Raw genomic sequence first — 21501 nt, 5'->3', positions numbered from 1 at the left:
CAAGCCGCCCATGCCTGATGTTTGCGCAAGACCTCGGAGGGCACCGGTGGCCGGCGTCGTCTGCCAAGCTGTCCGCGATTGCCGGGCCGCGCCGTCACCAGACAACACTAAATGGCCACCGAACCAGTGGCTGATCGTCTCAGGGTTGTACCGGAGCATTGGGCACCGTCGCGCCAGAGGTCCGCCCCAATCCACGCGGAGGAACGATCACCTCGCCACGTATGGCTTCTGCGACCAATGCGGCGCGACGCTGCGCCTGTGCGCTACGCAGCGCGGCGTAATAGTCGAGTGATGACGCTTCGAGGCCGTCGGTCGCTTCCAGGGCGCCAGCACGGCTGTCGATAACTCCGGCGCCTGTTCCGACAAGGGCCACGGTTTCGATGATATCGCTCCCAACGACGCTGAGCGGATTGGCGACAAAACCAGCTACCGTGCCCACGGTGTCACGAAGGTTGGTCGGCCCCAGCAGCGGAAGTTGCACGGCTGGCCCGGGCCCCACGCCCCAGACACCGAAGGTCTGGCCGAAATCGGCTTGGTGCCCTGGTAGACCCCACTTGGTCGCCACATCGAACAAGCCCGCCGCGCCAAGGGTGGAATTGACGACGAAACGCTGCGTCGTGTTCCAGCCGCGCGTGACGTTGCCTTGAAGCAGGTCATTCACGAGTACCCTGGGCTCGACGAGATTGGACGAGAAGTTCCTTACGGAGTTCCGCACGGGGACTGGAACGTGGTCACGGTAGCCTCTGGCTATGGGCGCGACGATGTTGCGGTCTAGGAAATGGTTGCCGGCGAACACCACTCGGTTCACCGGTTCAGCAGGATCGCTGACCTCGCTGGTGGGTCCAACCATCTCGCCGGATCTGCTGGCACAACCTGCCATCACGGTGAGCGGCAGCAGCAGGGATGCGGCGAGGAAGACACGGCTCGTTATGAACATCTGGCAGCTCCTGTTCGACCAGGAGAGTTCTAGGGTGCTCGTTTTGCTGCCTAATGTGTCCCTTTTTTCAGGGGTGATACCATGTGACCACTTCGAAACACGATGATCGGAATCCGGTCATACGCCGGGCGAGAGTTCCAGATGGATGCAAGCGAAGGCCGCTTATCAAACGACATCAGGAACCACGCTGCCGCCAGACAGTCAGCGGAGCTTCAATGTTCGAGGCCTTGACTGGCTAAACTTCAAAGCTTGCAGTTTACTTTAACTCTAGAGCGGTTTCCTGCCTGACTGAATCGCTTGTGATCCCATGGGCTGCGCGGTCGTGATTCGATTGCCCCTGAGGATGGGGGCGATGGGCATGTCGAAGGCTCTGTCGGTCGATCTGCGGGAACGTGTGGTGGCGGCGATTGCAGCGGGATCGTCCTGCCGGGCGGCGGCGATCCGCTTCGGGGTGAGCGCGGCAAGCGCAGTCCGGTGGGCGGCGCTGGTGCGGGAGGTGGGCTCGGTCGCGCCAGGACCGCTGGGCGGCGACCGGCGTTCAGCCCAGATCGAGGCGCATGCGGCGCTGATCCTTCGCCTCGTCAACCAGAAGTCCGACAACACGCTGCGGGAGATCCGGACTGAACTGGCCAGGACCGGTGTGTCGGCCGGCATCGGCACGCTGTGGCGCTTCTTCGACCGGCGCCGGATGACGCACAAAAAAAGACCGCCCACGCCGCGGAGCAGGACCGCCCGGACGTCCTGAGGCGGCGCTGGGCCTGGTTCGAGGCGCAGCCTGACTTCGATCCGGACCGCCTGGTGTTCATCGATGAGACCTGGGCTTCTACCAACATGGCTCGGACCCACGGCCGAGCACCCCGAGGCGAGCGGCTGCGGGCACCGATCCCACATGGCCATTGGCTGACCACCACCTTCGTCGCCGGCCTGTGCAACACCGGCATGGTCGCGCCCATGGTGCTGGACGGGCCGATCAACGGCTCGCTCTTCCAGGACTATGTGGAGCAGGTGCTGGTGCCCGAACTCCGCCCTGGCGATGTCGTCGTGATGGACAACCTCGGCAGCCATAAGGGCTCAGGTGTGGGGGCCGCCATCGAGGCCGCAGGCGCCAGCCTGCTCTACCCCCCGCCCTACAGCCCCGACTTCAACCCGATCGAACAGGCCTTCGCCAAGCTGAAGGCTGCGCTCCGCACGGCGGCAGAGCGCAGCCTCGAAGGCCTGTGGGCCGCCATCGGCCGCATCATCGACACCTTCACCCCAGCCGAGTGCACCAACTACTTCGCCGCCGCCGGCTATGACGCAGACTGATGGGAAACTGCTCTAACGGTGTAATCGGTCTGGCGTTGATCCGAATCCATCAGTCAGTTTGAGACTCTGAATTGAGGCGGTCAATGCGCTTCAGCCCCACTCAGCCCCTTCAACGTAGGCCATCAAGCCACGACGGCCGTCACCGGCTTACCTGCTTGCGGGTTTCTGTTGTGCCCTGGGCAGGTAAACGCGGGCTTCAAGCCCACCGGAGGGTCGGTTAACCAATCGGATCTCACCGCCATGCGCCCGAACGATGCTCCGCACGGCAGTAAGGCCTAGCCCGACGCCCCCGCTGGTGCGGTTTCGAGAGGTTTCAAGCCGATGGTAAGGGGCGAAGACTTGCTCCAAGGATTCCTCAGGCAAGCCAGGCCCTTCATCACGGATGCAGACTTCCGCATGTTCGCTCGCCAAGCGGAGGTAAACCGTCGGTGGTGTCGCGTATTTCACCGCATTCTCGATCAAGTTCCCAAAGGCTCGCCTCAGAGCGTGGGGCCGGCCGTGATGCGTGCCACGATCAGGGCCCTCGTAGCGGAGCGCGATCTCCTGATCGCCGTAGTCGTCGATGATGGATTTCAGCAGCTCCGGCAGATCGAAGCGGGTGAAAGGCTCCTGGCTGGCATCGTCTCGGAAAAAAGTCAGCGCGGAGTCGATCATCTCCTGCATCTCGTCGACATAACGAAAGAGCTTGCCCTGCTGGGGCTCAGCGGTGAACTCGGCGACCAGACGCATGCGGGTTAAGGGCGTGCGGAGGTCGTGCGAGATTGCCGCCAGCATCAATGTGCGGTCTTGCACGAAGCGGCCGATCCGGGCCTGCATGGCGTTGAAAGCCTCGATCGTGCCGCGCAGCTCGGCCGGCCCAGCGGGCGGGATCGGCGGCGCCAGCGGATCGGTTCCGAAACGCCGTACCGCCGCGGCCAGTCGCTCAATCGGCCGGGCCAAGTTGCGCGCCGTGACCATGGCGAGGAGCAGGACAGATGCGAGGGCGAAGGCGAGTTCCATCGCCGTGCGCATCCTGGAGGTAAGGCCCCAACGCCACTCCGGCACCGTAAAAATAGCCCATGAATGATCCAGCAGCTGGACCCCCATGAAGTGGGCTTTCGCGCCACGGGCCGCTTCAAACTCAAACCGTGCCTCGTCCATCTCAGGACTGTCGGAAGCAAAGAAGATGATGCTCCGGGGCGTGTCGCCGAACAGGGCTTGGAGCGAAGGAAGCGCCTCACTAAAGTTACCGCGCAGTCGCTCCGTGATCCGGAGCGGCACGTCGCCGGGGTACCAAGTCAGTCGGTAGTCCACCGTGCCCGCAGCTGCCGCAATGGCCGGCCGCGCCTCCCGGGGCTGAGACTCCATGATGCGCACTGCCGTAGTCGCACTGTTGAGCAGCCCGGCTTCCGACAGCGACTGTTGCCCCCAGACCCCGGCGAAGCTCACGAACAGCGCGTTCATTAGCAGGGTTGCGCCGAAGGCCAACAGGATGGGTGAGACAAAGCGTCGGGCGATGGTATCGCCTAGCCAAGGTTGCAGCCTCATGTCCGCCGCACCTGGGCCATCAGGATGTAGCCGCCGTTGCGCACGGTGCGGATCAGGTCGGGGCTCTTCGGATCAGCTTCCAGCTTGCGGCGCAGCCGGCTGATCTGCACGTCGATGCTGCGATCAAACGGCGCGCTGGCATCGCCACGAGTAAAATCCAGCAGCATGTCACGGGTTAGCACACGCTGCGGATGTTCGGCAAAGGCGAGTAGTAGGTCGAACTCGCCTCCTGACAGGAATATCAAGGTGTTGTCGTCCGAGCGGAGTTCCCGTCGCGCGACGTCTAGCCGCCACCGACCGAAGCTCAGCATCGGCCTCGCATCCTGGGTGGGCGTAGGTATTTCGGCCCGGCGCAGCACCGCCTTGATGCGAGCGAGCAGCTCTCGCGCATTGAACGGCTTTGTTACGTAGTCGTCAGCGCCGATCTCCAGGCCAACCACACGATCAGTATGTTCGCCCACCGCCGTCAGCATGATCACCGGCACGGACGACCGGGTGCGAAGCTGACGACATAGGTCGAAGCCGTTCTCACCACGCAGCATCACGTCAAGGATAACGACGCTGACGGCCTGGGTATCCAGCAGCGAGAACATCTCCTCGCCTCGTCGGGCCACGGCAACCTTGCAGCCCTGGTTCTGCAGGAACTGCGTCAGCAGAGACAGGATGTCCTCGTCGTCATCCACGATCAGCACGTGCGGCATTTGCGTCATGACACTCCTTTTAACGCCCGAGCCACGTTCCTGTATAACCGAGTTTTCACAGCTTTGTTTCAGTTCTGACACACAGTGGCGGCGCTGACAGAACACCCACATCATCCCGCAAAAGCCGGCGCCTAAGGATGCCTCCTATGAACAGGAGCATCCTCCCATGTTGTTTAGCCTTCGTGCGCTTTCCGTCTTCGGCCTTCGGTTACCGCTGCTATTTGCCGCGCAGCTGCTCACCACTCCCCCAGCCCAGGCGCAGCAGAGCTCAGGCTCCGATCCCGTCGCCGGCTGGTCTGGCGTCGTAAGCGTCGGCCCCGCCGTCGTGTCGGGATATGCCGGGGCGAATTCCAGCAAGCTTGCCCCTTCCTCGACGAGCCAGCCTTCGGCTGCCAGCGGTGCCTAAGCGGCATGGCAGCTACGGACTGCCGGCCTCCAGCGCCGGCGGCTGGTGGCCTGTAACGGGGCGGCCGACCAACACGCGTCAGACCCGCACTGAAAGCAACAAACATGAACCCCGACAACTTGTTCCAGATCGCCAACACGGTGGCCTTGGCCGGATGGGCGTCGCTGATCCTCGGCATCCTCACGGGCCAGTCCTGGTTGCGGGTCGGCGTTGCCGGCCGCGTCGTGCCAATTCTGCTGTCGGTCTTCTACGCGGCGCTGGTGGCTGTCGCCTGGCCGGACACGGTGGGCGGCTACGACACCCTCACCGCGGTCGCCCGCCTGTTCGAAGACCCACGCATGCTACTGGCCGGTTGGGCACACTACCTCGCCTTCGATCTCCTGGTCGGCGGCTGGATCGCCGATGAGGTGGACCGCCGCGGCCTGACCCGCTGGTTGCTGCTCCCAGCACTGCCTCTGGTCTTCCTGTTCGGGCCAGTCGGGCTGCTCGTGTCCGTTGCTGGCACCGCGCTGCTGCGCCCGAGGTTTCACAACGCCTGATGGGGGTTCATCCATGTCCGACACCATCGCCCATGTTGCGCTGCTGCTCCGGCGCGAGCTCCTGGCCACGTCGCTGGGCCTGCTCTTCCTCGCTATGGCCGTACCGACCCTTTTCGGCTTAGCCCTGGACGGCCGGACCATTGTCGGGGTTTCAGTCTGGCTAAAGCCCTTCAAGTTCCAGCTGTCCCTCGCTGTGCACGTGCTGACCGTCGCCCTGGCGCTCGGTGTAATCGAGCGCCGCGCGAGGGAGGGCCGCATGGTCAGGGCGATTCTGCTAATTTTTTCGGCCATGTTGCTGTTCGAGGTCTGCTGGATCACGGTGCAAGGGGGGCGCGGCCTGCCCTCGCACTTCGCTACCAGCGCATTCGATCTGGCCATGTACGTGCTGATGGGCATCGGTGCGACGTTCATCGTCCTGGCGACCGCGCTGTTCGGCGTGCTGGCGCTGCGGCATCCGGCTCCCGAGGTGCCCCGCCTTGTCAGCCTCGCTGTCGGGCTTGGGCTGCTCGTCTCCGGCATCGCAGGGCTGGTCACGGGCTGGTCCATCTCACTCAACAATGGCGCAGTCGTGGGTAGCATCGGCGATGCCGGGCTCAGCATCCCGCTGCTTGGCTGGTCCGGTACGGCTGGAGATATACGGGTCGCGCACTTCGTAGGCTTACATGCTGCGCAGTCTCTCCCACTGCTCGGCCTCGCCCTCCGTGCCTGGACCACACGGAGGGCACGCTCTGCCCTCGTGGTTGCCTCTCTGCTCTGGTCAGGAGCAACAGTGGGCCTGCTCATCCAAGCGCTCGCTGGGCGCCCCTTTATCCCGCTCGGCTGAGGCACAGCATTGGTGCATCGGTGCTGTTAGTGGCTGGATGCGATCAAGGCTTGCCGTTGACCGAATCTATACTGGCATATTAGCGAAGCCGCAGCTCCAGCGGATCGAGATCGAGCGCACGGGCGAGTTTGTCGGTCGCTAGTGTCAACGCGAACTGCGTCGACGAGCTGCCGTGCGCACATCTAACCCGGCGCGTTCAGATCAAGGCGCCCCCGGTGACGAAGCATCTGGCTGTCATGGGCCGGCGGCTACGTCCTCGATACCTCAAACGCCGCGCACTGGGCTGAAGCACTTGACAACATCGGCCTTATTGTCCCGTACACATCTCGTAGGTAGAGCGGGGATAGCTGCATGCAGTCATACGATCTGGTCGTCATCGGCAGTGGGCCATCCGGACGACGGGCCGCAGTGCAGGCAGCCAAGCTGGGCCGCTCAGTTCTGGTCATCGAAAAGGGCCGGCGCGTTGGTGGCGTTTCGGTGCACACCGGTACCATCCCGTCCAAGACGCTACGCGAAACCGTGCTGAACCTGACAGGCTGGCGCGAGCGAGGCTTTTACGGTCTGGCGTATCGCGTGAAGCAGGACATCGAGGCTGGCGACCTGATGACCCGGTTGCACAAGACCCTGGAGCATGAGGTCGAAACCTTGGAGCACCAGTTCGCCCGCAACCGGGTGCACATGCTGCGAGGTCTGGCTACCTTCGTTAACCCGCACCGAATTGAAGTGCAGGTGGAGTCCGGCGAGAGCCAGACAGTCGAGGCAGCGCGAATTGTGATTGCCGTGGGGACTCGCCCCTTGCGCCCTTCCCACATCCCGTTCAACCACACCACGGTGATAGACAGCGACGAACTTGTGGAACTCACCACGCTGCCGCGGTCGATGACCGTTGTCGGCGCCGGAGTTATTGGCGTGGAGTATGCTACGATCTTCTCCGCGCTGGACGTGCGTGTGACATTGGTGGAACCGCGCAGCAGCTTTCTCGACTTTGTAGACCGTGAACTGGTGGATGACTTCGTCCACCAACTGCGGGACCGTGGAGTAGGCTTTCGCCTTGGTTCGAAGGTGCAATCCATTGAGTTCGAAAATAGCCAGCCTGTGGCGATGTTGGAGGGCGGCCGGCGCGTGCGGTCTGAGATGCTGCTCTTCACTGCTGGGCGCGTGGGCGCCACTGACACACTGAACCTCTCGGCGTGTGGCCTGGCTTCCGACGATCGTGGCCGCCTGACAGTGGACCCGCAAACCTTCCAGACAGCAGTGCCACATATCTATGCCACCGGTGACGTGATCGGATTTCCCAGCTTGGCGTCCACCTCGCTGGAGCAGGGGCGCATAGCGGCTTGTCACGCTTGCGGTGAGCCGCTGCCCCCAGTGCCGGCCTTTTTCCCCTATGGCATTTACTCGGTACCCGAGATCTCCATGGTAGGTCTGAGTGAGGAAGAGGTGCGCAAGGCTGGAACGCCTTATGAATGTGGCATCGCCCGCCTTCGGGAAACCTCTCGCGGGCACATCATGGGTCTGAATGGCGGCTTGCTGAAGATGATTGTCTCGATTGAGACGCGTCGGCTTCTGGGTGTGCACATCGTAGGGGAGGGGGCAACGGAGCTGGTGCACATTGGTCAAGCGGTTCTGAATCTGGGTGGTACCTTGGACTACTTCATCGATAACACTTTTAACTACCCAACGCTTGCTGAGGCTTACAAGATTGCCGCTCTGGATGCTTGGAATCGTTTAACGCCGCGCAAAGAGGCGGTTGCGGAGGTGACCGCGGTGTCGCCCTGACTGATACTCCAAGTTGGAATTAAGCTTGGCTAGCCTGAGCTGCCCTGTTTTTGGCGCTTCGGGTTGACACCAAGCTCCTGAAGGTCTGACCCGCTGGACCTGAGCCGATGCGGTCGGGTACGATTCAGCGATAGGCAAGGCATCTGGAGACGGGCTACGCCGGCGCTGATGATCTGGAAAGACCTGCCGCCTGGCGAGTTGCGACCGTTGGCGAAGACGGAGTGCCACCTGCGGGTGGCGCGCACCTGCTGGCGATCGTGGCTGTCCTTGGAGGACAAAGCCGCGAGGCTGCACAGAAAGCGTTCTAACACCGGAAGTGTTATGCACGGACAGGCAAAGTGCCTGTCCGTGCACGATCGATCAGCCTTTGGTGTCGTCCACGATCATCAGGCGGCTGCCGTCCGCAGACACTTCGACATCCACGTCCATGCCGCCGTGCTGACCTTCGAACTCATAGACCATGAAGGTTGCGCCATTGCCTCCAGGCACTGGCCGTTCGCTCCGCTCGATCTTGGTCGGCCTGAAGTTCGCCATCCAACGCTGCACGGCCTGCATCACCGGCGGCGGCACTTCGTTTTGCTGGATCTCCTCCTCGATCTCCTCGATCTCGCCGAACATCAACACATCCACCTCACGCACGCGGCCTTCCCGGGTGCGCCCCTTGAGTTCGAAGGTCAGTCGCCCGGACTCGATCTCAACGCCGGCCTCGGAAATCTGCTCAAAGCCGCCGGCGGCCCGCGCCGCTGCCGCAATGTGGGGCGGAATCTGATTCATCTCCAGCTTCGCGCTTTGTGCCTGCGCGGCGTTGTGGCCAACGGCAGCGGCAAATATTGCCGCAATAGCCGCGGCTTTCAAAACATAGGCCATGGTGCGCTCCTCGTTCCCGGCTGGCGTCGTGCAGACGCTGCCAAGCGCACCATGCGTGCCACCTAAGACCACGACTTCGTAGTTATGTCACCGTCCGATGACATTGCGGTCCAACCGGGAGGTGGTGCCGCCCTATGTTCACATGATGCCAGGGTAGGCCAAGCCGTAGTAGTCATAAGCGCTGCGGCCATAACCCGGCTCGGTCCACGGTGTCTCGTCGCGGCCATAGCTCGGTGCCGCTTCCAACTGTGCGCGCGAGACATCCGCTACATAGCCGCTCAAGTCTTTGTCGTAATTCAACGTCTTCCAGGGCAGGGGGTGGTAGCGTTCACCAATCCCTAGAATGCCGCCGAAGCTCATGACAACGTAGGAAACCTGGCCGGAGAGCCTGTCGACATCAGCGTATAGATTGAACCAAGGCAATCTCCGGCGCGACTGTAGACAGGCGTGCCTTCGACCTTGTCGGAGGAAATCAGTCGATCTGTTTCGTTTGTGGCAACACCTTCGCCGCCTGTGATGCCGGTTCCCGTGGCTTCTGACATTACCGTCTCCGTTGGCTGATCACTGAATTCTACCAGGCATCACCGAGTTGCCATTGCAGGGCGACCGCGACCTGATAGCGTGGCGTGTCACGGGTGGTCCCAAACCCGGCAGCGAGGCCCAGCACGACCCGGCTTCCTGAGAGCCGGTGGCGAACTCCAGCTTGAATGAGGCTGTAGTCGCGGTCACCCCGCTCCTGCTGCTCCCTGGCATATGTCAGAACGAGAGCGGTGGCAGGGGAGAGCGCCTGACCAACAGAAGCATTCACCAGATAGCGGTTCGGCCGCTCGCCAAACTGTGGCTCCAAGCGAGCCACCCAGCCAATGTTGAGATGGGTGCCGATGGCCTGCTTCCCGAAAGGAAACGTCCTGCCTATTAGCGCCACGGCTTCGGTTTCGTAAGCGGGTTTGCCGGGGCCATAGAGGGTCCGTATCCGCATCAGGCCTGCAATAGCAGGGTACCCGCCACGTCCATCGCTGAACTCGTACAGCGCACCAATCCGGGTCGCGCCTCCCCATGCTGCCTGCCCGCCATCCTCTGACGGGCTGAGGCCTTCGCTGACAGCACCCAGCTTCCGACGGGTCTCGAGGTTGCCATAGGCGCCAACTTGACCGATGCGGAGCTCCAAGCCTGGCACAACACCCATCGATAGCTGGGTCTCGACGGCGCCGGTGTTGCGCACCGAGCCTTGCCGCGCTCTCTCGTAGGCGCCGATGAAAGCAGCCTCGGCTGCACCGGGCTTGGCCGCGACGGGGTCGGTAATCTGAAACGGGTCGTCGGCAAGCTCAATTGGCTCTTCTACCGCTGCTACTGCGGGCGTGGCGAACGAGAAGTGCATCGCTGCCAGCAGCGCGGTGGCGCAATTCAGAGGAAGAAGTCTGCACATCCGGTCCCCCTATGGGCTAGCAGCTCTACCTCGCAAGCGTGACCGAAAGACGTTCCGATGAAAGCAGCCGGTAGGGGTTGGCAGTAACGGTTGAGTTGAGCTTGGCGAATTCCAACAAATGTTGGCGCGCAGCGAGCCGATGCTCCACCACGACTTTGACTTTGCCTGCGTCGAACTCAACATCGAACACAAGCTCACCAAGCCGCGGCACTCGTGGATGAACGGCTAGATTCGAACGCTAGAACCGCATCATCAAGGATGCCGCTGGCAAGCGCTTCCACTATGAGAGCCACGACCAACGCCGTCAGCACCTCGCCGACTTCGTCCCGACCTACAATTTCGCCCGTCGCCCGAAGACCCTACCTAGCCTCACGCCATACAAGGCTATCTGCAAAGCTTGTGCAAAGCTTGGACAGAAGAGCCGTCCAGGTTCATCCATGACCCGCACCACCAAATCCCGGGACCAAACATCTAGCCAGCAGGGGCAATGGTCCACGACAGAACCGCCGGGCGATGTGCGCCGCGGTGCTACGGGCCTGGGCGAAGCTAGCGAAGGGCTGAGAGAGGGCCCATCTGGGCCCGGCCTGTCCTACCGCGCCGCGGGGTTAGTGCATTCGCAGCTAACAAGCCCCTTCCGGCTTCCGGGGGAGCTAGGTAATCCATTGCGCGCCCACTGGAAATGGCTGTGGGCCACTCACCCTCAGTGCCGCTCGTAATGCCAGGGGTGGCCGTCCAAGCGACGATCGCCGCGGAGCGAGCTTCGTCGAGCAGTTCCGTAAGGCCACCAGGAACGCTGATGCGGAGGACGGATCTGTCGTCGTTCGAGGCGCAGATGGTTACTATCTAGCTGTCACCGCTGTCGTTTTTACCTCAAACCAGCACCCGTCGCTTGAGAACATTAGGCCCGTCTTTACTGGAAATAACTCGAAGACCATGACCACAAGCATCCACTTCATTTTAGTATCTTATCGAGCGGATGCTCCTTAAGCGCTACGAACTGCTTGCAGCACCCTTGCTATCTCATCACATACAACCTCGAAAGCTTCTTTGACGTAAATCGTACTTCCTCTCCCGTTAGATCCAATGAAGTGGACTCTGGTTCCGTCCGTCTCTGGCAAAATATAAATCACATGTCTCGCATTAATTGCACATTTTTGATTACCTGGGGCTGTGAAATAGAGCAGCATCTTTCTCTCCAGCTAACTAACCATGGCTTGACTAGCTTCCTCCTTCCTCTCTTGTTCAAATAAGAGGTTAGGCAAGCACCACTTCATAGCCCTTGCCAGAGCCTGCTCAGCACCCTCACGCTGACGCATAGCTCGAGGACCAACTACTCGATAGCGATTGCCCTGTTATGAGCGCTGCCTCACTGAGAAACCTTAAGTTTTATCCACGTAAAGTTACCAACACCAAAGCTGAACTATGCTAATTCGGAATGGTCCGGATTGGTTCTAAAGCCGATGATGTCAGAGATCCAGCTTTTCGGGTTTTCGACCGCGATCACCTACATGGGGGCACTGCTCTCGCTTGTGATAGGCGGCGGCATGTTGCTGGTCTTTTGGATGATACAGCCGGCACACGACACTGCGGGCAGAGAGAGCAATCCGGCTTTGTCTGGACCGAGTGAAGGTAAGCATGGCGACGCCGGGAAAGACGCTTTGATGCCTTACGCTCAGGGTGAGGCTGACGCGTTGGCGGGCCGTCCCTGTCTTTACGACACCCCTACATCTGCCCGCTCACCGTCTGAACGGCTCTACTGCAGCGGGTACCACGATACCTTGAACCGTATTCGACGTGAGGCACGAGAAGCCGAAGGCTTGCAGTAACCTCCGAGCCAGTCAGACTAAGGATAAAAATTAATCTGCTGAAGCAGGCTCAACTGCAATGCAGCATGCCGGAGGGCCTGGACGCGCTGCTGGCGGAAGCGCGCCAGCGCATCGATCGCCGCTATGATGGCGAGGCGTGGCCGCAGAACCCGTGATTTTCACGCAGGTGTAAGGTGCGGGGGAGGCAGGTGAGACAAGCCAGGCACAAGAAGGCGAGCAATCGCTGCCGCTAGGAGGTAGTGCGGCTCCTAGCCCGCCCCGCAACCACGAGGGTGTACCGAATGCGTCACCTGGAAATAAATCAAGGAGCTGTTTAGCCTGTCAAAGCGCTACTCGCTGGTTCCTGCACCCGCACCCCTAGCCGAGCCGCCGTAGCTTCAAGCCGCTCGACGTCGCCTTCGTGCCACTGATGCCCCGCTCATCCAGCTCACGGCCGATCGCCATCTTCAATCGGATCATGGTCAGCCGATCGGCGGTTCGGCGCCGGCGCTCCTCGGGCGAGATCTTCGGCTTTGCGGACGCCATCTGGTCGGGGGGCAGGCTCATGCCGTGAATGTCGGTCGCCGCAGCAGCTGGTGCTAGCCCACTACCAGCAATGCAGCACGACACCGATTAGAGCACACCAACTCCAAACCAATAACATCCCGCAATCACAGCCACCCAGACTGGAACTGGAAATACCGCTATGATTGCAAGCTTCCCCCAAGACATCTGCGTGTCCTCGCCGTCGTGATCTGTACCAAATTCGTACAGCATCGTTCCAACTTGGGTGAAGCGGCTGAGTTCGTCGCGATTGAAGCGCAATGTTGCGATTGGCCGCTGTCGGACTGGCTGCTTGGAGCGCCATTTCGGCGGATCCAAGAGGAGGGAGAGCATGGTGGAGTTCTGCGCGGTCTTGATCTCCCTGGCTCTTGTCAGCGTCGGCCTTTGGCTCGGTTGGCTTGCCAATCAGTCTAAGCGCCCTCGCAGTCACCCGATGAGGAGCGTTCTTCTTCGGGCGCGCGTCACTCGCCACGCGCCCCATGCCTCACACAGGCATGCGCCCCGGTAACGTGGAGAGACGGAAATATGCCGCCCTTGACCGCTTCCAGCGCCAGCCGCGCCGCCTTAGAGGCCGCCGGTGTCGAGTTCATCCCCGAGAACGGCGGCGGCACTGGGGTGCGGCTTCGAAGGCCATCGGCCGCTGAGTGATGGATCGGACCGTCTTCTGCACATCTTGCGTGAGACGTGCCTGTCTGAGATCCGATCCGACCAGCCGGACCTGACCCTCCGCCAACTCGCGGTGCTGCTCATTGTCTACCAGACCGAGGAGCTGCAAACCGTCCGCGGGGTGGCGAAGCATCTGAACATCAGCAAGACAGGCGTCGGCCGCGTGCTCAAACGGCTCGAAGAACTCGAGATGGTGTACAGGACCATCGATGGTCGAGACCTTCGCAGCGTGCGGCTGCGGCGGACTGCCGCCGGCGGCATGGTGGTGGAGCGGCTTGGGGTGGCGATGACCGAAGCTGCGGCTGGGTTTGGCGGAGCGCTATCAGAGGTGCCGACCAATGTCTGAGCCACCCGAGGACCCCATCGCCACGGCCGAGCGCCACGTCGGCATAGGCGAGGCGCTTGTAGCGCGCCAGCTTGCCGTGATCGACGAGCTGGACCGGGACAACCACCTCGAGGCGGCGGCCAGAGGGCGAAAGTTGCTGGTAGCGCTCCAGCGCTCGCTGGACCTAGCCCGCGAGCATCTACGCGTTGAACGGGACAGGCAGCGCGCTGGGGCGAAGCTGCCCGGGGCGGCTTCAGAAAGCTAAGGGGCTCGTCAGGCTCGTGTTTGTATTCGCCTTTAGATTGTAATTTCATTGAATTTTAATCGTAAATGGTTAATTGCGGCTCAGCCATGTGCTATCGCTCTGATTGATATGTATGGAGGCTGCTGCAGATGCCAGCCGATGTGCCATCGGTGCCAATCCAGGATGGCAATGGGAGCCACTCGCCAAGGCCGGTAATCCTTGTGGTCGAGGACGAAGCTCTGACTGGTTTGCTGATCGAGGATACGCTCCAGAGCGCCGGGTACGACACTATTCTCGCCAATAGCGGCCAATCCGCACTCGCCCTGGCCAAAGCGGCAGGGCAGCTGTCTGCACTCGTCGCTGACATTCACCTGATGCACGGAGGCGACGGCCGTTCGATTGTAAGGGAGATCCGCAAGAGCAATCCTCTGCTGCCGACGGTTGTGGTCACAGGCTTTGCCAAGGCAGCGCCAGAGGCGGATCTGAGAGGGCTTGGCGGGCCGACAGTCCGCCTCGTGAAGCCGTTCAGCTGTGAGGAGCTCCTCGAGAGCTTGGCTGGTGTGCTTTCGAGTACCAACAGCCGTGCACCTAGGAGCGTCGAGAAGGAATGCGCCGCCAGTCGGGAAAAGATGCACGGCGATAGCTGACACCGCGGCTTCTGACCTCACCTACTTCCAGCCAGCCAACCTCTCGTAGGAGGGATTGCTCCCGGTGCCGGCTCGACCGATGGTGACGGTGCCAGGCTGCATCAGCGCGTTGGTCTGCTGCCTGTAAATCAAGTTTTTCATGTATCCGTTGGAAGTAGCGCACTACACGCTCTTGCGTATCGAAAAGACTATTCTCTGCGAGGATTTGTGCCGACGCGTGCATAGCGCGCAGCCTACCGCAAACTGTCAATATTTCACAACAAAATCACCTGGTTAAAGGTGTTTAGATCCTATCTTCCGCTTGCATTTTCTAGTGAGTACAAGAGGAATCGTGAAACCTTTACAGTGGCGGCTGGATTGGCACACGAGCGACTGCAATGGGTGGAAACTGGACCTACTGGATCCTGGCCAGGATGAACCGGGTGCGCTCTTCAACCGAGGTATGGGGGAGGTGCGTCAGCTCATACCCGTATTCACTGTAGGTGCCGACCATCGCCTCGTAGGTCGCCTGCGCTTCGTCAGGAGATTGCTTGCGCTCAGCGTCCTGGCCGAAAATCTCCGGCCATGGTGGTGCGATGAAAACCTGCCGATTGTACCGGAAGGCACCGGCCGCCCGCTGGACGTGGGATGGGACCGCTAGGCTACACAAGGTCAGGTATCCCACCACGTCAGGAACGCCGCGGTCGAAAAAGACAGGACCGGCGCGTTCCCGCGCTTCCCGGTGGGATCGGAGTTCCCAGCCTAGCATCAGTTCTGCGAAGCCGAGACGATCATCCCATGGCAGGGCAGAACCGCCGATGGCGACCTGATCCTGGATGATTGCCCGACCGGCTTCGGGCATCCCGTGAAGGCCGCGGGCTACCAGGGCCTTGATCAGGGTACTCTTCCCCGAACCCGGACCACCCGTGATGACGAAGAAGCGCTCGTGCTGGTGCAATGTGAGACCTCAAGCCTGATGGTGTGGAGAGGGCGTGCCTATGGACGTTGAGATGCCGAGACTGATCCTGTGTCGTCCTTGCCTGGCGGACGTGCCCACCCTGTTCGGGTTTCTGGGCGACGCCCAGGCCATGCAGCACACCCACGCCGATGCCTCACTGCGGCAATGCCGCCGTCGGGTGGCCGTCCATGAGTGGCACCGCCGCCGTGACGGCTACGCGCCGTGGACCATCGTAGCCAGGTCGGATGCGCGGATCATCGGCTGGGGCGGGCTCTACGATGACCCGTTCGATCCGGGCTGGGGCGTCGAGGTGGCCTACTTCTTCCACCCGTTAGCCTGGGGGCAGGGCTACGCCTCAGAGATGGTCGCCGCCTGCATGAGCGTCGCCGATCATGCACTGCGGCTGCCAGAGGTCAGGGCCTTCGCGCATCCAGCGAACGTGGGATCGCGGCGTGTGCTGGAAAAGGCCGGCTTCGAGGTGGTGCGGTTCGTGCCGGAGATGGACCGCTTCCTCTACCGGCGACACCGCCAGGAGTTGAAAGCGGCGGCTTAGCGCCGGGTGGGGTGAAAGCGGGCCCTTTGCTAAAGAAGTGTCGAGAGAGTTGGCCAATAGACCCGAGGACGGTCTTGCCCTTCGCGGCAGGGATGCGCGACGTGTCCCGCTCCACCACTTGGCCGCCAAGCTGCTGGTGATGGCGCTTGCCAGCATCCGCACGACGGCGCCGGCTAGGGGCGCCGCAGGCCGGACGGCTGGCTCGATCGTCAGCACCTCCCGAGGAGGACCGAAGCGCCGGGCCAGGATTTGTCGCGGCCGAAGAGGGGAGACTGATCCCGATCGGAGTAGCGGGTTTGCGTTGGGAACCGGAGGGGACATGCCGAAGCCCTACGTGAGTTCGCTGCTCGCCGGAACCGGCGAGGCCTGCCCGGCGTGTCGGCATGAGGCGGGCAGCGGGACCTTAGCACGGCACGAGGACGCGGCGCGGGTAGCGCAAGCTCCATCTCGCCACCGACGCCGACACCGGGCGGATCGTCGCGTCGGCGCTGACCGACAAGGATACCGATGACGGATCGCGGGTCGGGCCTTTGCTCGACCAGGTTGGCGGACCAGTGGCGTCCTTCACCGGCGATGGAGCCTACGACCGGGACGCCGTCTACGCCGCTGTTGCCGCGCGGCATCCGGCGGTCGACGTCATCGTTCCACCCCGATCGAGTGCGGTACAAAGCGATAGAGCTAGGACCGAGCCGACGCAGCGGGACCGACATCTGCATACCATTGCCGAACGCGGCTGCATGGGCTGGCAGCAGGCGTCTGGGTATAACTGGCGCGCCCTTGTGGAGGCCGACATCTCGCGATGAAAGCGCGTCATCGGCGACGCGGCCTACGCTCGCAGACCGACAGGCGTCAGGAAGCCGAGGTTGCCGTCGCCGCCGACGTGCTAAACCGCATGCTCGAACTCGGACGCCCGGAGTACGTCCGCCTCACATGAGGCTCAGATCAGAGTAGGACGCCATGCGCCTCCACCCGCTAGCCATGCAACACGGTGACGCAGGGCCTGACGCTTAGGTGATGCCCTGCTTCCATGAATCCGAATACGCTCTCGCCAAGGATGGCTGGTGCCGCGCCGCAATGACTGCGGTGGGTCCAGCCGGGCGGGAGGAAAGCAAGGCATGGCTGGACATTTGGCGCGACCGATGCGCGGCACCGGGGCGGCGGACTCGCTCCAAGGTGGGGCCACTCAGGACGTGATCCTTGGCCTGGGCGGGGACGACACCCTGGACGGCGGCGACGGAAGCGATTTCATCTCCGGAGGCGCTGGGCGGGACGAGCTCCGCGGCGGCGACGGCAACGACTTGGTCTTCGGTGGGGCCGGGAACGACCTGATCACCGGTGGCAAGGATAGCCGCGACACCTACCCGGACCTCGAGCCGGGCACTGGCAATGACTCCCTCTTCGGCGGCGCTGGCGACGATCAGGTGCTCGGCGGGCGCGGGAACGACTTCCTGTCCGGAGGTACCGGCGCGGACAACCTTCTCGGCGGGACCGGGGTGGACACGATCTTAGGCGGCGAAGGAAACGATACGATCTATGGCGGCCGTCCCTCGGTGCTTTTCCTCGACGGCGCAGACCCCGAGGACGGGCCGGACGTGCTAATAGGCGGCGCTGGCGACGATGACATGCGGGGCGGGCGGGGCGACGACGTCCTGCGGGGCGGGACCGGCAACGACGCGGTCCGAGGCGGTTTCGGCGCCGACACGTTGTGCGGCGGCTCGGGCGCGGACACCTTCGCGTTCGGGACGCGCGAGACCGATTTTTTCCAGAGTAGCCAGGGTGCCGTGGACACCGGGCTGGGCAAGGGCGCCGACGTCGTCGAGGACTTCCAGCAGGGGCAGGACAGGATCGACCTCTCGGCCCTGAACAGCTTTTCGCTCCGCTTCGTCGGCACCGGCGACTTCGTCTACCGGTTCGTTGGCCAGGCCGCGTTCTCGGGCGACGGCCCAGAGGTCCGCTACGACGTCGTTGACGGACGGACCATCCTTCAGCTGGACGGTGTGGAAGTCGTCGACACGGGTCCGCCCGGGACCGGCGGCAGCCCGGCCGACGTCGTGGTGCCGACCGACGGCGTCGCCGACGCCGAGATCGTCCTGACCGGGGCGTTCCAGCTGCGCGAGGGCGACTTTATCCTCTGAGCGCAGGCCGGTCGCCCGGCCAACGCCGACGACCGCCGCTGGCGGGAGGGCGCGGGAACGGGTGCCTCGACCTAGCATTGCCAACTTGACGGCTCCTGGCTTGGCCAAGGGGGGCGGGCCAGGATGATGAGATGACGCCCGAGCCTGCAACCTTCCCGGCTATCGCTTCCCGGCCGCGATCATCAGCTACCCCGTCTGGCTGTATCACGTCTTCGGCCTGAGCCTGCGCGAGGTGAAGTTGCTCTTGGCCCAGCGGGGCATTGTCGTCACCCACGAGAGCATCAGGCAATGGTGCCGCAAGTTCGGCGCCGGCTTTGCTCGCAAGCTCCGCCAGCGCCGACCCAAGTCGGGCGACACCTGGCACCTCGATGAGGTGTTCCTGAAGATTGACGGCGAGCTGCACTATCTCTGGCGCGCGGTGGACCAACACGGTGTCGTGCTCGACATCCTGGTGCAGGACCGCCGGAATGCTACGGCTGCAAAGCGCCTGCTCGTCGGCCTGAAGTACAGGCCGCGGCGCCTCGTCACCGATGGCCTCCGCAGCTACGGTGTCGCGCACCGCGAGGTAATGCCCGGGGTCAAGCACCGGACCAGCCGGTATCTGAACAACCGTGCTGAGAACTCGCACCGGCCGACGCGTCGGCGATCTTATGAGGTCCGAGACGCTGCACGGGACCACAGCATCCCAGGGAGCCGCCCGTCGATGAGCGCGAGGCCGAGGCCGATCAACGCCATCCCCACGAAGTGCTTCGGCTCGAGCCGCTCCCCCAGGACCAGCGAGCCCAGCAGGATCGCGCTGACCGGGATGACGAATGTCACCAAGAGGAGGTTCGTCGCCCCGGCTGCCGCGAGAATGCGGAAGTAGAGCACGTAGGCCAGCGCTGTAGACAGCACGCCGATGCCGAGCAGCGCAGCCCAGGCGTGCGTGCTCGGCGGCGAAAGCATCCAGGGCTGGTCCATCGCCAGCGCGAGGGGGAGCGTAACGAGCGTGGATGCGGTGACCTGACCAGTCGCGGTCGCCAGCGGGGGCACGCCCATGCGACGGAAGCGTCGCCCCAACACGCCCGCGAAGGCGTAGGACAGCGCAGCCGCAAGGCAGGCCACCTGCGCTGCGAGACCCACACCGAGCCCGGCCAGCAAATCCGCGCCGAGCATCACCGCGACGCCGATCAGGCCCACGACCACGCCAGCTGCCTTGCCAGGCGTGAGCCGCTCGTCCGGCGTCAGCAGGTGCGCCACCACCACGGTGAAGAGCGGCGTCGTCGCGTTCAGGATTGCAGCTAGGCCGCTGGCGATGTGGTGCTGCCCCCAGACGAAGAGGGCAAACGGGACGACGTTGTTAAGCAGGCCCATGCCGAGGAAGGCGATCCAAAGACCGCGGACGCGAGGCATGCGAATATGCAGGACGGCCAGCACCGCCCAGAGTACCAGCGCGGCGATGCCGACGCGGGCCAGCACGATGGTGAGGGAGGGCAGTTCGCGCACCGCCACACCACTGAAGAAAAACGAGCCGCCCCAGAGAACCGAAAGGACGATCAGCATCACCCACTCAGCCGCTCCCATGCGCTGCCCTACTATTGCCGCTGATGCACCAGCCATCAGACCCCCTCCAGAACCGGGCCTATACAGTAGGGAAGCTTGGACACATGCCATCCGCCGGTTGCCAGCACACTACGGCTGCGGCTAATGAACTGCTTGTGCAATCGCGGCAGCGGCGGAGCCGCAGGCCACATAATCATCTCCCTAATCACCGTTCCCTCGCTTCAGCCGCCTAGCGGCACCGCTCCAGCCGGCCAGATGGGTCGTCTTGCGCGAGCTCTGATGAAACCCACGGCTACTTGGTAGCTGGCCTGGAGTCGTCGTGATGCCCCCAAGGCATCGATTTTTACCAAAGCTGCTTGCCTATACGGCACCACTGTATAATGTATCGAGGGATCGATACAAATTATCGGACTAATCACTTGGCGTGGCAACTGAGCTTGGAGCTTCCTTTGCCTAATGCCCCGAACTCCTCGAGGCGCTGGATTCCAGTTCGGCGGGTTTTGCCGACGGTGGAGGTGCCAACAGTTCCGCAGGACCGCGCCCGTCAGTCACGCCAGTGTGGTGCCTGCACGTGAACGCGTCGGCTGCTCGGCACCGGGAATCGCATCCGTCGCTCCGCCCCGACGACTCAAGACAGGCCATCAGACCAGAGCTCCAGGCATGCTGAGGCAGGACAAGCGGAGGGCACGGGAGGAATTCAGACGCTGGGGACTACTAAGCGTCGAGGGCAGTCCGGCTGCAGACGCTGTGCTCGTCAATCGCCAATCGGCGATTGGCTTGCTTGCGGTGAATATGCTGTTCGTCCTCCATCGCGGCCTTTCCCACGAGCATGGCAAGCCGCGGCGCGGCCAGTCGCTTGATTGGGTGCAAGCGCTGAGGCGCAATGCCCCGGCCGAGAACCACCGGGCGCGGGTTCACCCGGGCGTGGAGCTTGCGCCTGGATTTCTTCCAGCGCGGACCGTCCTGCACTCGCTCGTGCATGTGGCCGGCAAGGCGCTTGATGAGGCGCTCGCTACGACCATCGCTCGGGAAGGCGAGACTGCCGCAGAGGTGTTCGCCCGCTTGAGTTCGATAGCAGGGCAGGAGCCCCAACCGGTTCGTTGCATGAGCGAGCTGCTTGACGGCTGCATCGAGCAGGTTGTTGCGGTGCGCGCTGTGGAAGATGGAGAGGTGGAGGTCGTTTTCTCTGAGCACTGGTTGGGCACCAGCACGCCGACCCTGATGCGCCTCCTGCAGGCGCTGAACGGGAGGGCGGCGCAGGATCGCTCGAGAACTGGCTGGCACTACCGCTACTGTAACCAGCTAGGCCAGCACTCAGACGCACTGCTGGGGCTCGATCCAAGAAGCGCGCAACCCGCTCACGTTTATTGGGAGCGCTCGCCGTCTGCCTGGACCTGCTTCAATGCTCATGTCCCGTCGTGGCGCTCGCGCAAGCGGCGCAATGTAATCGCTGTTTGCCTCTCTGATGCGAAGCAAAGGGAGCTACAGACGTTCCGGCAGCCCGGCGCCGGAGCAAGGCAGCTGGAGCTTTGAGTGCGCAGCCACGAAATGCGCGCCCTCCGGGGACCTTTGGCCGCGCAGACCGCCTTCAGCTTGGGCTCGGCGGTGAGGCGTCTAGCTGGCATCAGGTCATGAGCCGCATATCGCTCCGGCCGCGCTTGAGCATAGAGCGCTTAATCGTCATCTTCGTGCCGTCTGAACCGCCCCGGCTTCGCCGGAGGGTGGTTTACTTGGGTCACGCCGCCATGGCGGGTGCCTCGAGCTGAGCATGGT

19 protein-coding genes and 4 pseudogenes are annotated in these 21501 nt (G+C 62.8%); 14 read left to right on the top strand and 9 right to left on the bottom strand.

Annotated features, from left to right (window positions below):
• Positions 1-139: 139 nt before the first annotated feature.
• Positions 140-937 carry an MlaA family lipoprotein gene (locus JMJ56_RS27200; protein ID WP_202834895.1) on the bottom strand — a complete coding sequence of 266 codons (798 nt, stop codon included), beginning with the start codon at positions 935-937 and terminating at the stop codon, positions 140-142.
• A 358-nt stretch (positions 938-1295) separates the two neighbouring features.
• Between JMJ56_RS27200 and JMJ56_RS27195 the strand changes: the two genes are divergently transcribed.
• Positions 1296-2242, top strand: a protein-coding gene (locus JMJ56_RS27195) for an IS630 family transposase (protein ID WP_202834894.1) whose coding sequence is annotated in 2 segments (ribosomal slippage) — positions 1296-1641 and positions 1641-2242 — 948 coding nt in all. Because the reading frame shifts where the segments join, the coding sequence is not laid out codon by codon here.
• A 147-nt stretch (positions 2243-2389) separates the two neighbouring features.
• Here JMJ56_RS27195 and JMJ56_RS27190 read toward each other — a convergent pair.
• Both JMJ56_RS27190 and JMJ56_RS27185 read right to left on the bottom strand, forming a co-directional pair.
• Positions 2390-3769 carry a sensor histidine kinase gene (locus JMJ56_RS27190; protein ID WP_202834893.1) on the bottom strand — a complete coding sequence of 460 codons (1380 nt, stop codon included), beginning with the start codon at positions 3767-3769 and terminating at the stop codon, positions 2390-2392.
• Positions 3766-4479, bottom strand: coding sequence for a response regulator (locus tag JMJ56_RS27185; protein WP_202834892.1), 714 nt, complete (start codon positions 4477-4479; stop codon positions 3766-3768). Before JMJ56_RS27185 ends, JMJ56_RS27190 begins: the two co-directional genes overlap by 4 nt.
• Positions 4480-4980: 501 nt before the next feature.
• Between JMJ56_RS27185 and JMJ56_RS27180 the strand changes: the two genes are divergently transcribed.
• From JMJ56_RS27180 to sthA, 3 genes are all read left to right on the top strand, one after another.
• Positions 4981-5415 (top strand): ABA4-like family protein, encoded by a 435-nt coding sequence (locus JMJ56_RS27180; protein WP_202834891.1) that lies wholly within the window; start codon positions 4981-4983, stop codon positions 5413-5415.
• A gap of 13 nt (positions 5416-5428) precedes the next feature.
• Entirely contained in the window at positions 5429-6238 is an 810-nt protein-coding gene (locus JMJ56_RS27175) for a hypothetical protein (RefSeq protein WP_202834890.1), read from the top strand.
• A 351-nt stretch (positions 6239-6589) separates the two neighbouring features.
• The gene (sthA, locus tag JMJ56_RS27170) at positions 6590-8017 is read left to right on the top strand and encodes a Si-specific NAD(P)(+) transhydrogenase (protein ID WP_202834889.1); all 1428 of its coding nucleotides are present in this window, start codon (positions 6590-6592) and stop codon (positions 8015-8017) included.
• Between the two features lie 360 nt (positions 8018-8377).
• On the opposite strand, the gene JMJ56_RS27165 is transcribed toward sthA, so the two are convergent.
• From JMJ56_RS27165 to JMJ56_RS27155, 3 genes are all read right to left on the bottom strand, one after another.
• On the bottom strand, positions 8378-8884 hold the full coding sequence (locus tag JMJ56_RS27165; protein ID WP_202834888.1) for a hypothetical protein: 507 nt from the start codon (positions 8882-8884) through the stop codon (positions 8378-8380).
• 138 nt (positions 8885-9022) lie between these two features.
• Positions 9023-9244 carry a hypothetical protein gene (locus JMJ56_RS34285; protein ID WP_236038670.1) on the bottom strand — a complete coding sequence of 74 codons (222 nt, stop codon included), beginning with the start codon at positions 9242-9244 and terminating at the stop codon, positions 9023-9025.
• A gap of 211 nt (positions 9245-9455) precedes the next feature.
• A complete protein-coding gene (locus tag JMJ56_RS27155) occupies positions 9456-10310 on the bottom strand; it encodes a hypothetical protein (RefSeq protein ID WP_202834887.1) in 855 nt (284 codons plus the stop codon).
• 148 nt (positions 10311-10458) lie between these two features.
• Between JMJ56_RS27155 and JMJ56_RS27150 the strand changes: the two are divergent.
• Positions 10459-10785, top strand: a pseudogene (locus JMJ56_RS27150) (integrase core domain-containing protein); the annotation flags it as partial.
• A gap of 1708 nt (positions 10786-12493) precedes the next feature.
• Here JMJ56_RS27150 and JMJ56_RS27145 read toward each other — a convergent pair.
• Positions 12494-12682, bottom strand: a complete 189-nt coding sequence (locus JMJ56_RS27145) for a hypothetical protein (protein WP_202834886.1) — start codon at positions 12680-12682, stop codon at positions 12494-12496.
• A gap of 546 nt (positions 12683-13228) precedes the next feature.
• Here JMJ56_RS27145 and JMJ56_RS34280 point away from each other — a divergent pair.
• The 4 genes and pseudogenes from JMJ56_RS34280 to JMJ56_RS27130 form a co-directional block, all read left to right on the top strand.
• Positions 13229-13327 (top strand): annotated as a pseudogene (locus JMJ56_RS34280) (transcriptional regulator); the annotation flags it as partial.
• Between the two features lie 25 nt (positions 13328-13352).
• On the top strand, positions 13353-13691 hold the full coding sequence (locus tag JMJ56_RS34275; RefSeq protein ID WP_268885116.1) for a MarR family transcriptional regulator: 339 nt from the start codon (positions 13353-13355) through the stop codon (positions 13689-13691).
• Positions 13684-13935 carry a hypothetical protein gene (locus JMJ56_RS27135; RefSeq protein ID WP_202834884.1) on the top strand — a complete coding sequence of 84 codons (252 nt, stop codon included), beginning with the start codon at positions 13684-13686 and terminating at the stop codon, positions 13933-13935. The genes JMJ56_RS34275 and JMJ56_RS27135 overlap by 8 nt, the downstream gene beginning before the upstream one ends.
• Positions 13936-14063: 128 nt before the next feature.
• Entirely contained in the window at positions 14064-14561 is a 498-nt protein-coding gene (locus JMJ56_RS27130) for a response regulator (protein ID WP_202834883.1), read from the top strand.
• Between the two features lie 394 nt (positions 14562-14955).
• On the opposite strand, the gene JMJ56_RS27125 is transcribed toward JMJ56_RS27130, so the two are convergent.
• Positions 14956-15498 (bottom strand): AAA family ATPase, encoded by a 543-nt coding sequence (locus JMJ56_RS27125; RefSeq protein ID WP_202834882.1) that lies wholly within the window; start codon positions 15496-15498, stop codon positions 14956-14958.
• A gap of 52 nt (positions 15499-15550) precedes the next feature.
• Between JMJ56_RS27125 and JMJ56_RS27120 the strand changes: the two genes are divergently transcribed.
• The 4 genes and pseudogenes from JMJ56_RS27120 to JMJ56_RS34270 form a co-directional block, all read left to right on the top strand.
• Positions 15551-16051 carry a GNAT family N-acetyltransferase gene (locus tag JMJ56_RS27120; RefSeq protein ID WP_236038669.1) on the top strand — a complete coding sequence of 167 codons (501 nt, stop codon included), beginning with the start codon at positions 15551-15553 and terminating at the stop codon, positions 16049-16051.
• 446 nt (positions 16052-16497) lie between these two features.
• A pseudogene (locus tag JMJ56_RS35680) lies at positions 16498-16854 on the top strand (transposase); the annotation flags it as partial.
• Positions 16855-17190: 336 nt separating this feature from the next.
• Positions 17191-18186, top strand: coding sequence for a calcium-binding protein (locus tag JMJ56_RS27110; RefSeq protein WP_236038668.1), 996 nt, complete (start codon positions 17191-17193; stop codon positions 18184-18186).
• Between the two features lie 178 nt (positions 18187-18364).
• A pseudogene (locus JMJ56_RS34270) lies at positions 18365-18787 on the top strand (IS6 family transposase); the annotation flags it as partial.
• Positions 18788-18834: 47 nt separating this feature from the next.
• Here JMJ56_RS34270 and JMJ56_RS27105 read toward each other — a convergent pair.
• The gene (locus JMJ56_RS27105) at positions 18835-19728 is read right to left on the bottom strand and encodes a DMT family transporter (protein ID WP_202834879.1); all 894 of its coding nucleotides are present in this window, start codon (positions 19726-19728) and stop codon (positions 18835-18837) included.
• 747 nt (positions 19729-20475) lie between these two features.
• On the opposite strand from JMJ56_RS27105, the gene JMJ56_RS27100 reads away from it, so the two are divergent.
• Positions 20476-21261 (top strand): hypothetical protein, encoded by a 786-nt coding sequence (locus JMJ56_RS27100; protein ID WP_202834878.1) that lies wholly within the window; start codon positions 20476-20478, stop codon positions 21259-21261.
• Positions 21262-21501 lie beyond the last annotated feature (240 nt).

The sequence above is a fragment of the Belnapia arida genome (assembly GCF_016773205.1).
GTDB classification, from domain to species: domain Bacteria; phylum Pseudomonadota; class Alphaproteobacteria; order Acetobacterales; family Acetobacteraceae; genus Belnapia; species Belnapia arida.
Note: the sequence above shows the minus strand (reverse complement) of the source record. Positions and strands in the feature narration are given on the sequence as shown.

Bases quoted from the DNA above. Each gene is read 5' to 3' on its own strand.
- JMJ56_RS27200 (WP_202834895.1), bottom strand. From the start codon at position 937: ATGTTCATAACGAGCCGTGTCTTCCTCGCCGCATCCCTGCTGCTGCCG.
- JMJ56_RS27190 (WP_202834893.1), bottom strand. From the start codon at position 3,769: ATGAGGCTGCAACCTTGGCTAGGCGATACCATCGCCCGACGCTTTGTC.
- JMJ56_RS27185 (WP_202834892.1), bottom strand. From the start codon at position 4,479: ATGACGCAAATGCCGCACGTGCTGATCGTGGATGACGACGAGGACATC.
- JMJ56_RS27180 (WP_202834891.1), top strand. From the start codon at position 4,981: ATGAACCCCGACAACTTGTTCCAGATCGCCAACACGGTGGCCTTGGCC.
- JMJ56_RS27175 (WP_202834890.1), top strand. From the start codon at position 5,429: ATGTCCGACACCATCGCCCATGTTGCGCTGCTGCTCCGGCGCGAGCTC.
- sthA (WP_202834889.1), top strand. From the start codon at position 6,590: ATGCAGTCATACGATCTGGTCGTCATCGGCAGTGGGCCATCCGGACGA.
- JMJ56_RS27165 (WP_202834888.1), bottom strand. From the start codon at position 8,884: ATGGCCTATGTTTTGAAAGCCGCGGCTATTGCGGCAATATTTGCCGCT.
- JMJ56_RS34285 (WP_236038670.1), bottom strand. From the start codon at position 9,244: ATGAGCTTCGGCGGCATTCTAGGGATTGGTGAACGCTACCACCCCCTG.
- JMJ56_RS27155 (WP_202834887.1), bottom strand. From the start codon at position 10,310: ATGTGCAGACTTCTTCCTCTGAATTGCGCCACCGCGCTGCTGGCAGCG.
- JMJ56_RS27145 (WP_202834886.1), bottom strand. From the start codon at position 12,682: ATGAGCCTGCCCCCCGACCAGATGGCGTCCGCAAAGCCGAAGATCTCG.
- JMJ56_RS27135 (WP_202834884.1), top strand. From the start codon at position 13,684: ATGTCTGAGCCACCCGAGGACCCCATCGCCACGGCCGAGCGCCACGTC.
- JMJ56_RS27130 (WP_202834883.1), top strand. From the start codon at position 14,064: ATGCCAGCCGATGTGCCATCGGTGCCAATCCAGGATGGCAATGGGAGC.
- JMJ56_RS27120 (WP_236038669.1), top strand. From the start codon at position 15,551: ATGCCGAGACTGATCCTGTGTCGTCCTTGCCTGGCGGACGTGCCCACC.
- JMJ56_RS27110 (WP_236038668.1), top strand. From the start codon at position 17,191: ATGCGCGGCACCGGGGCGGCGGACTCGCTCCAAGGTGGGGCCACTCAG.
- JMJ56_RS27105 (WP_202834879.1), bottom strand. From the start codon at position 19,728: ATGCTGATCGTCCTTTCGGTTCTCTGGGGCGGCTCGTTTTTCTTCAGT.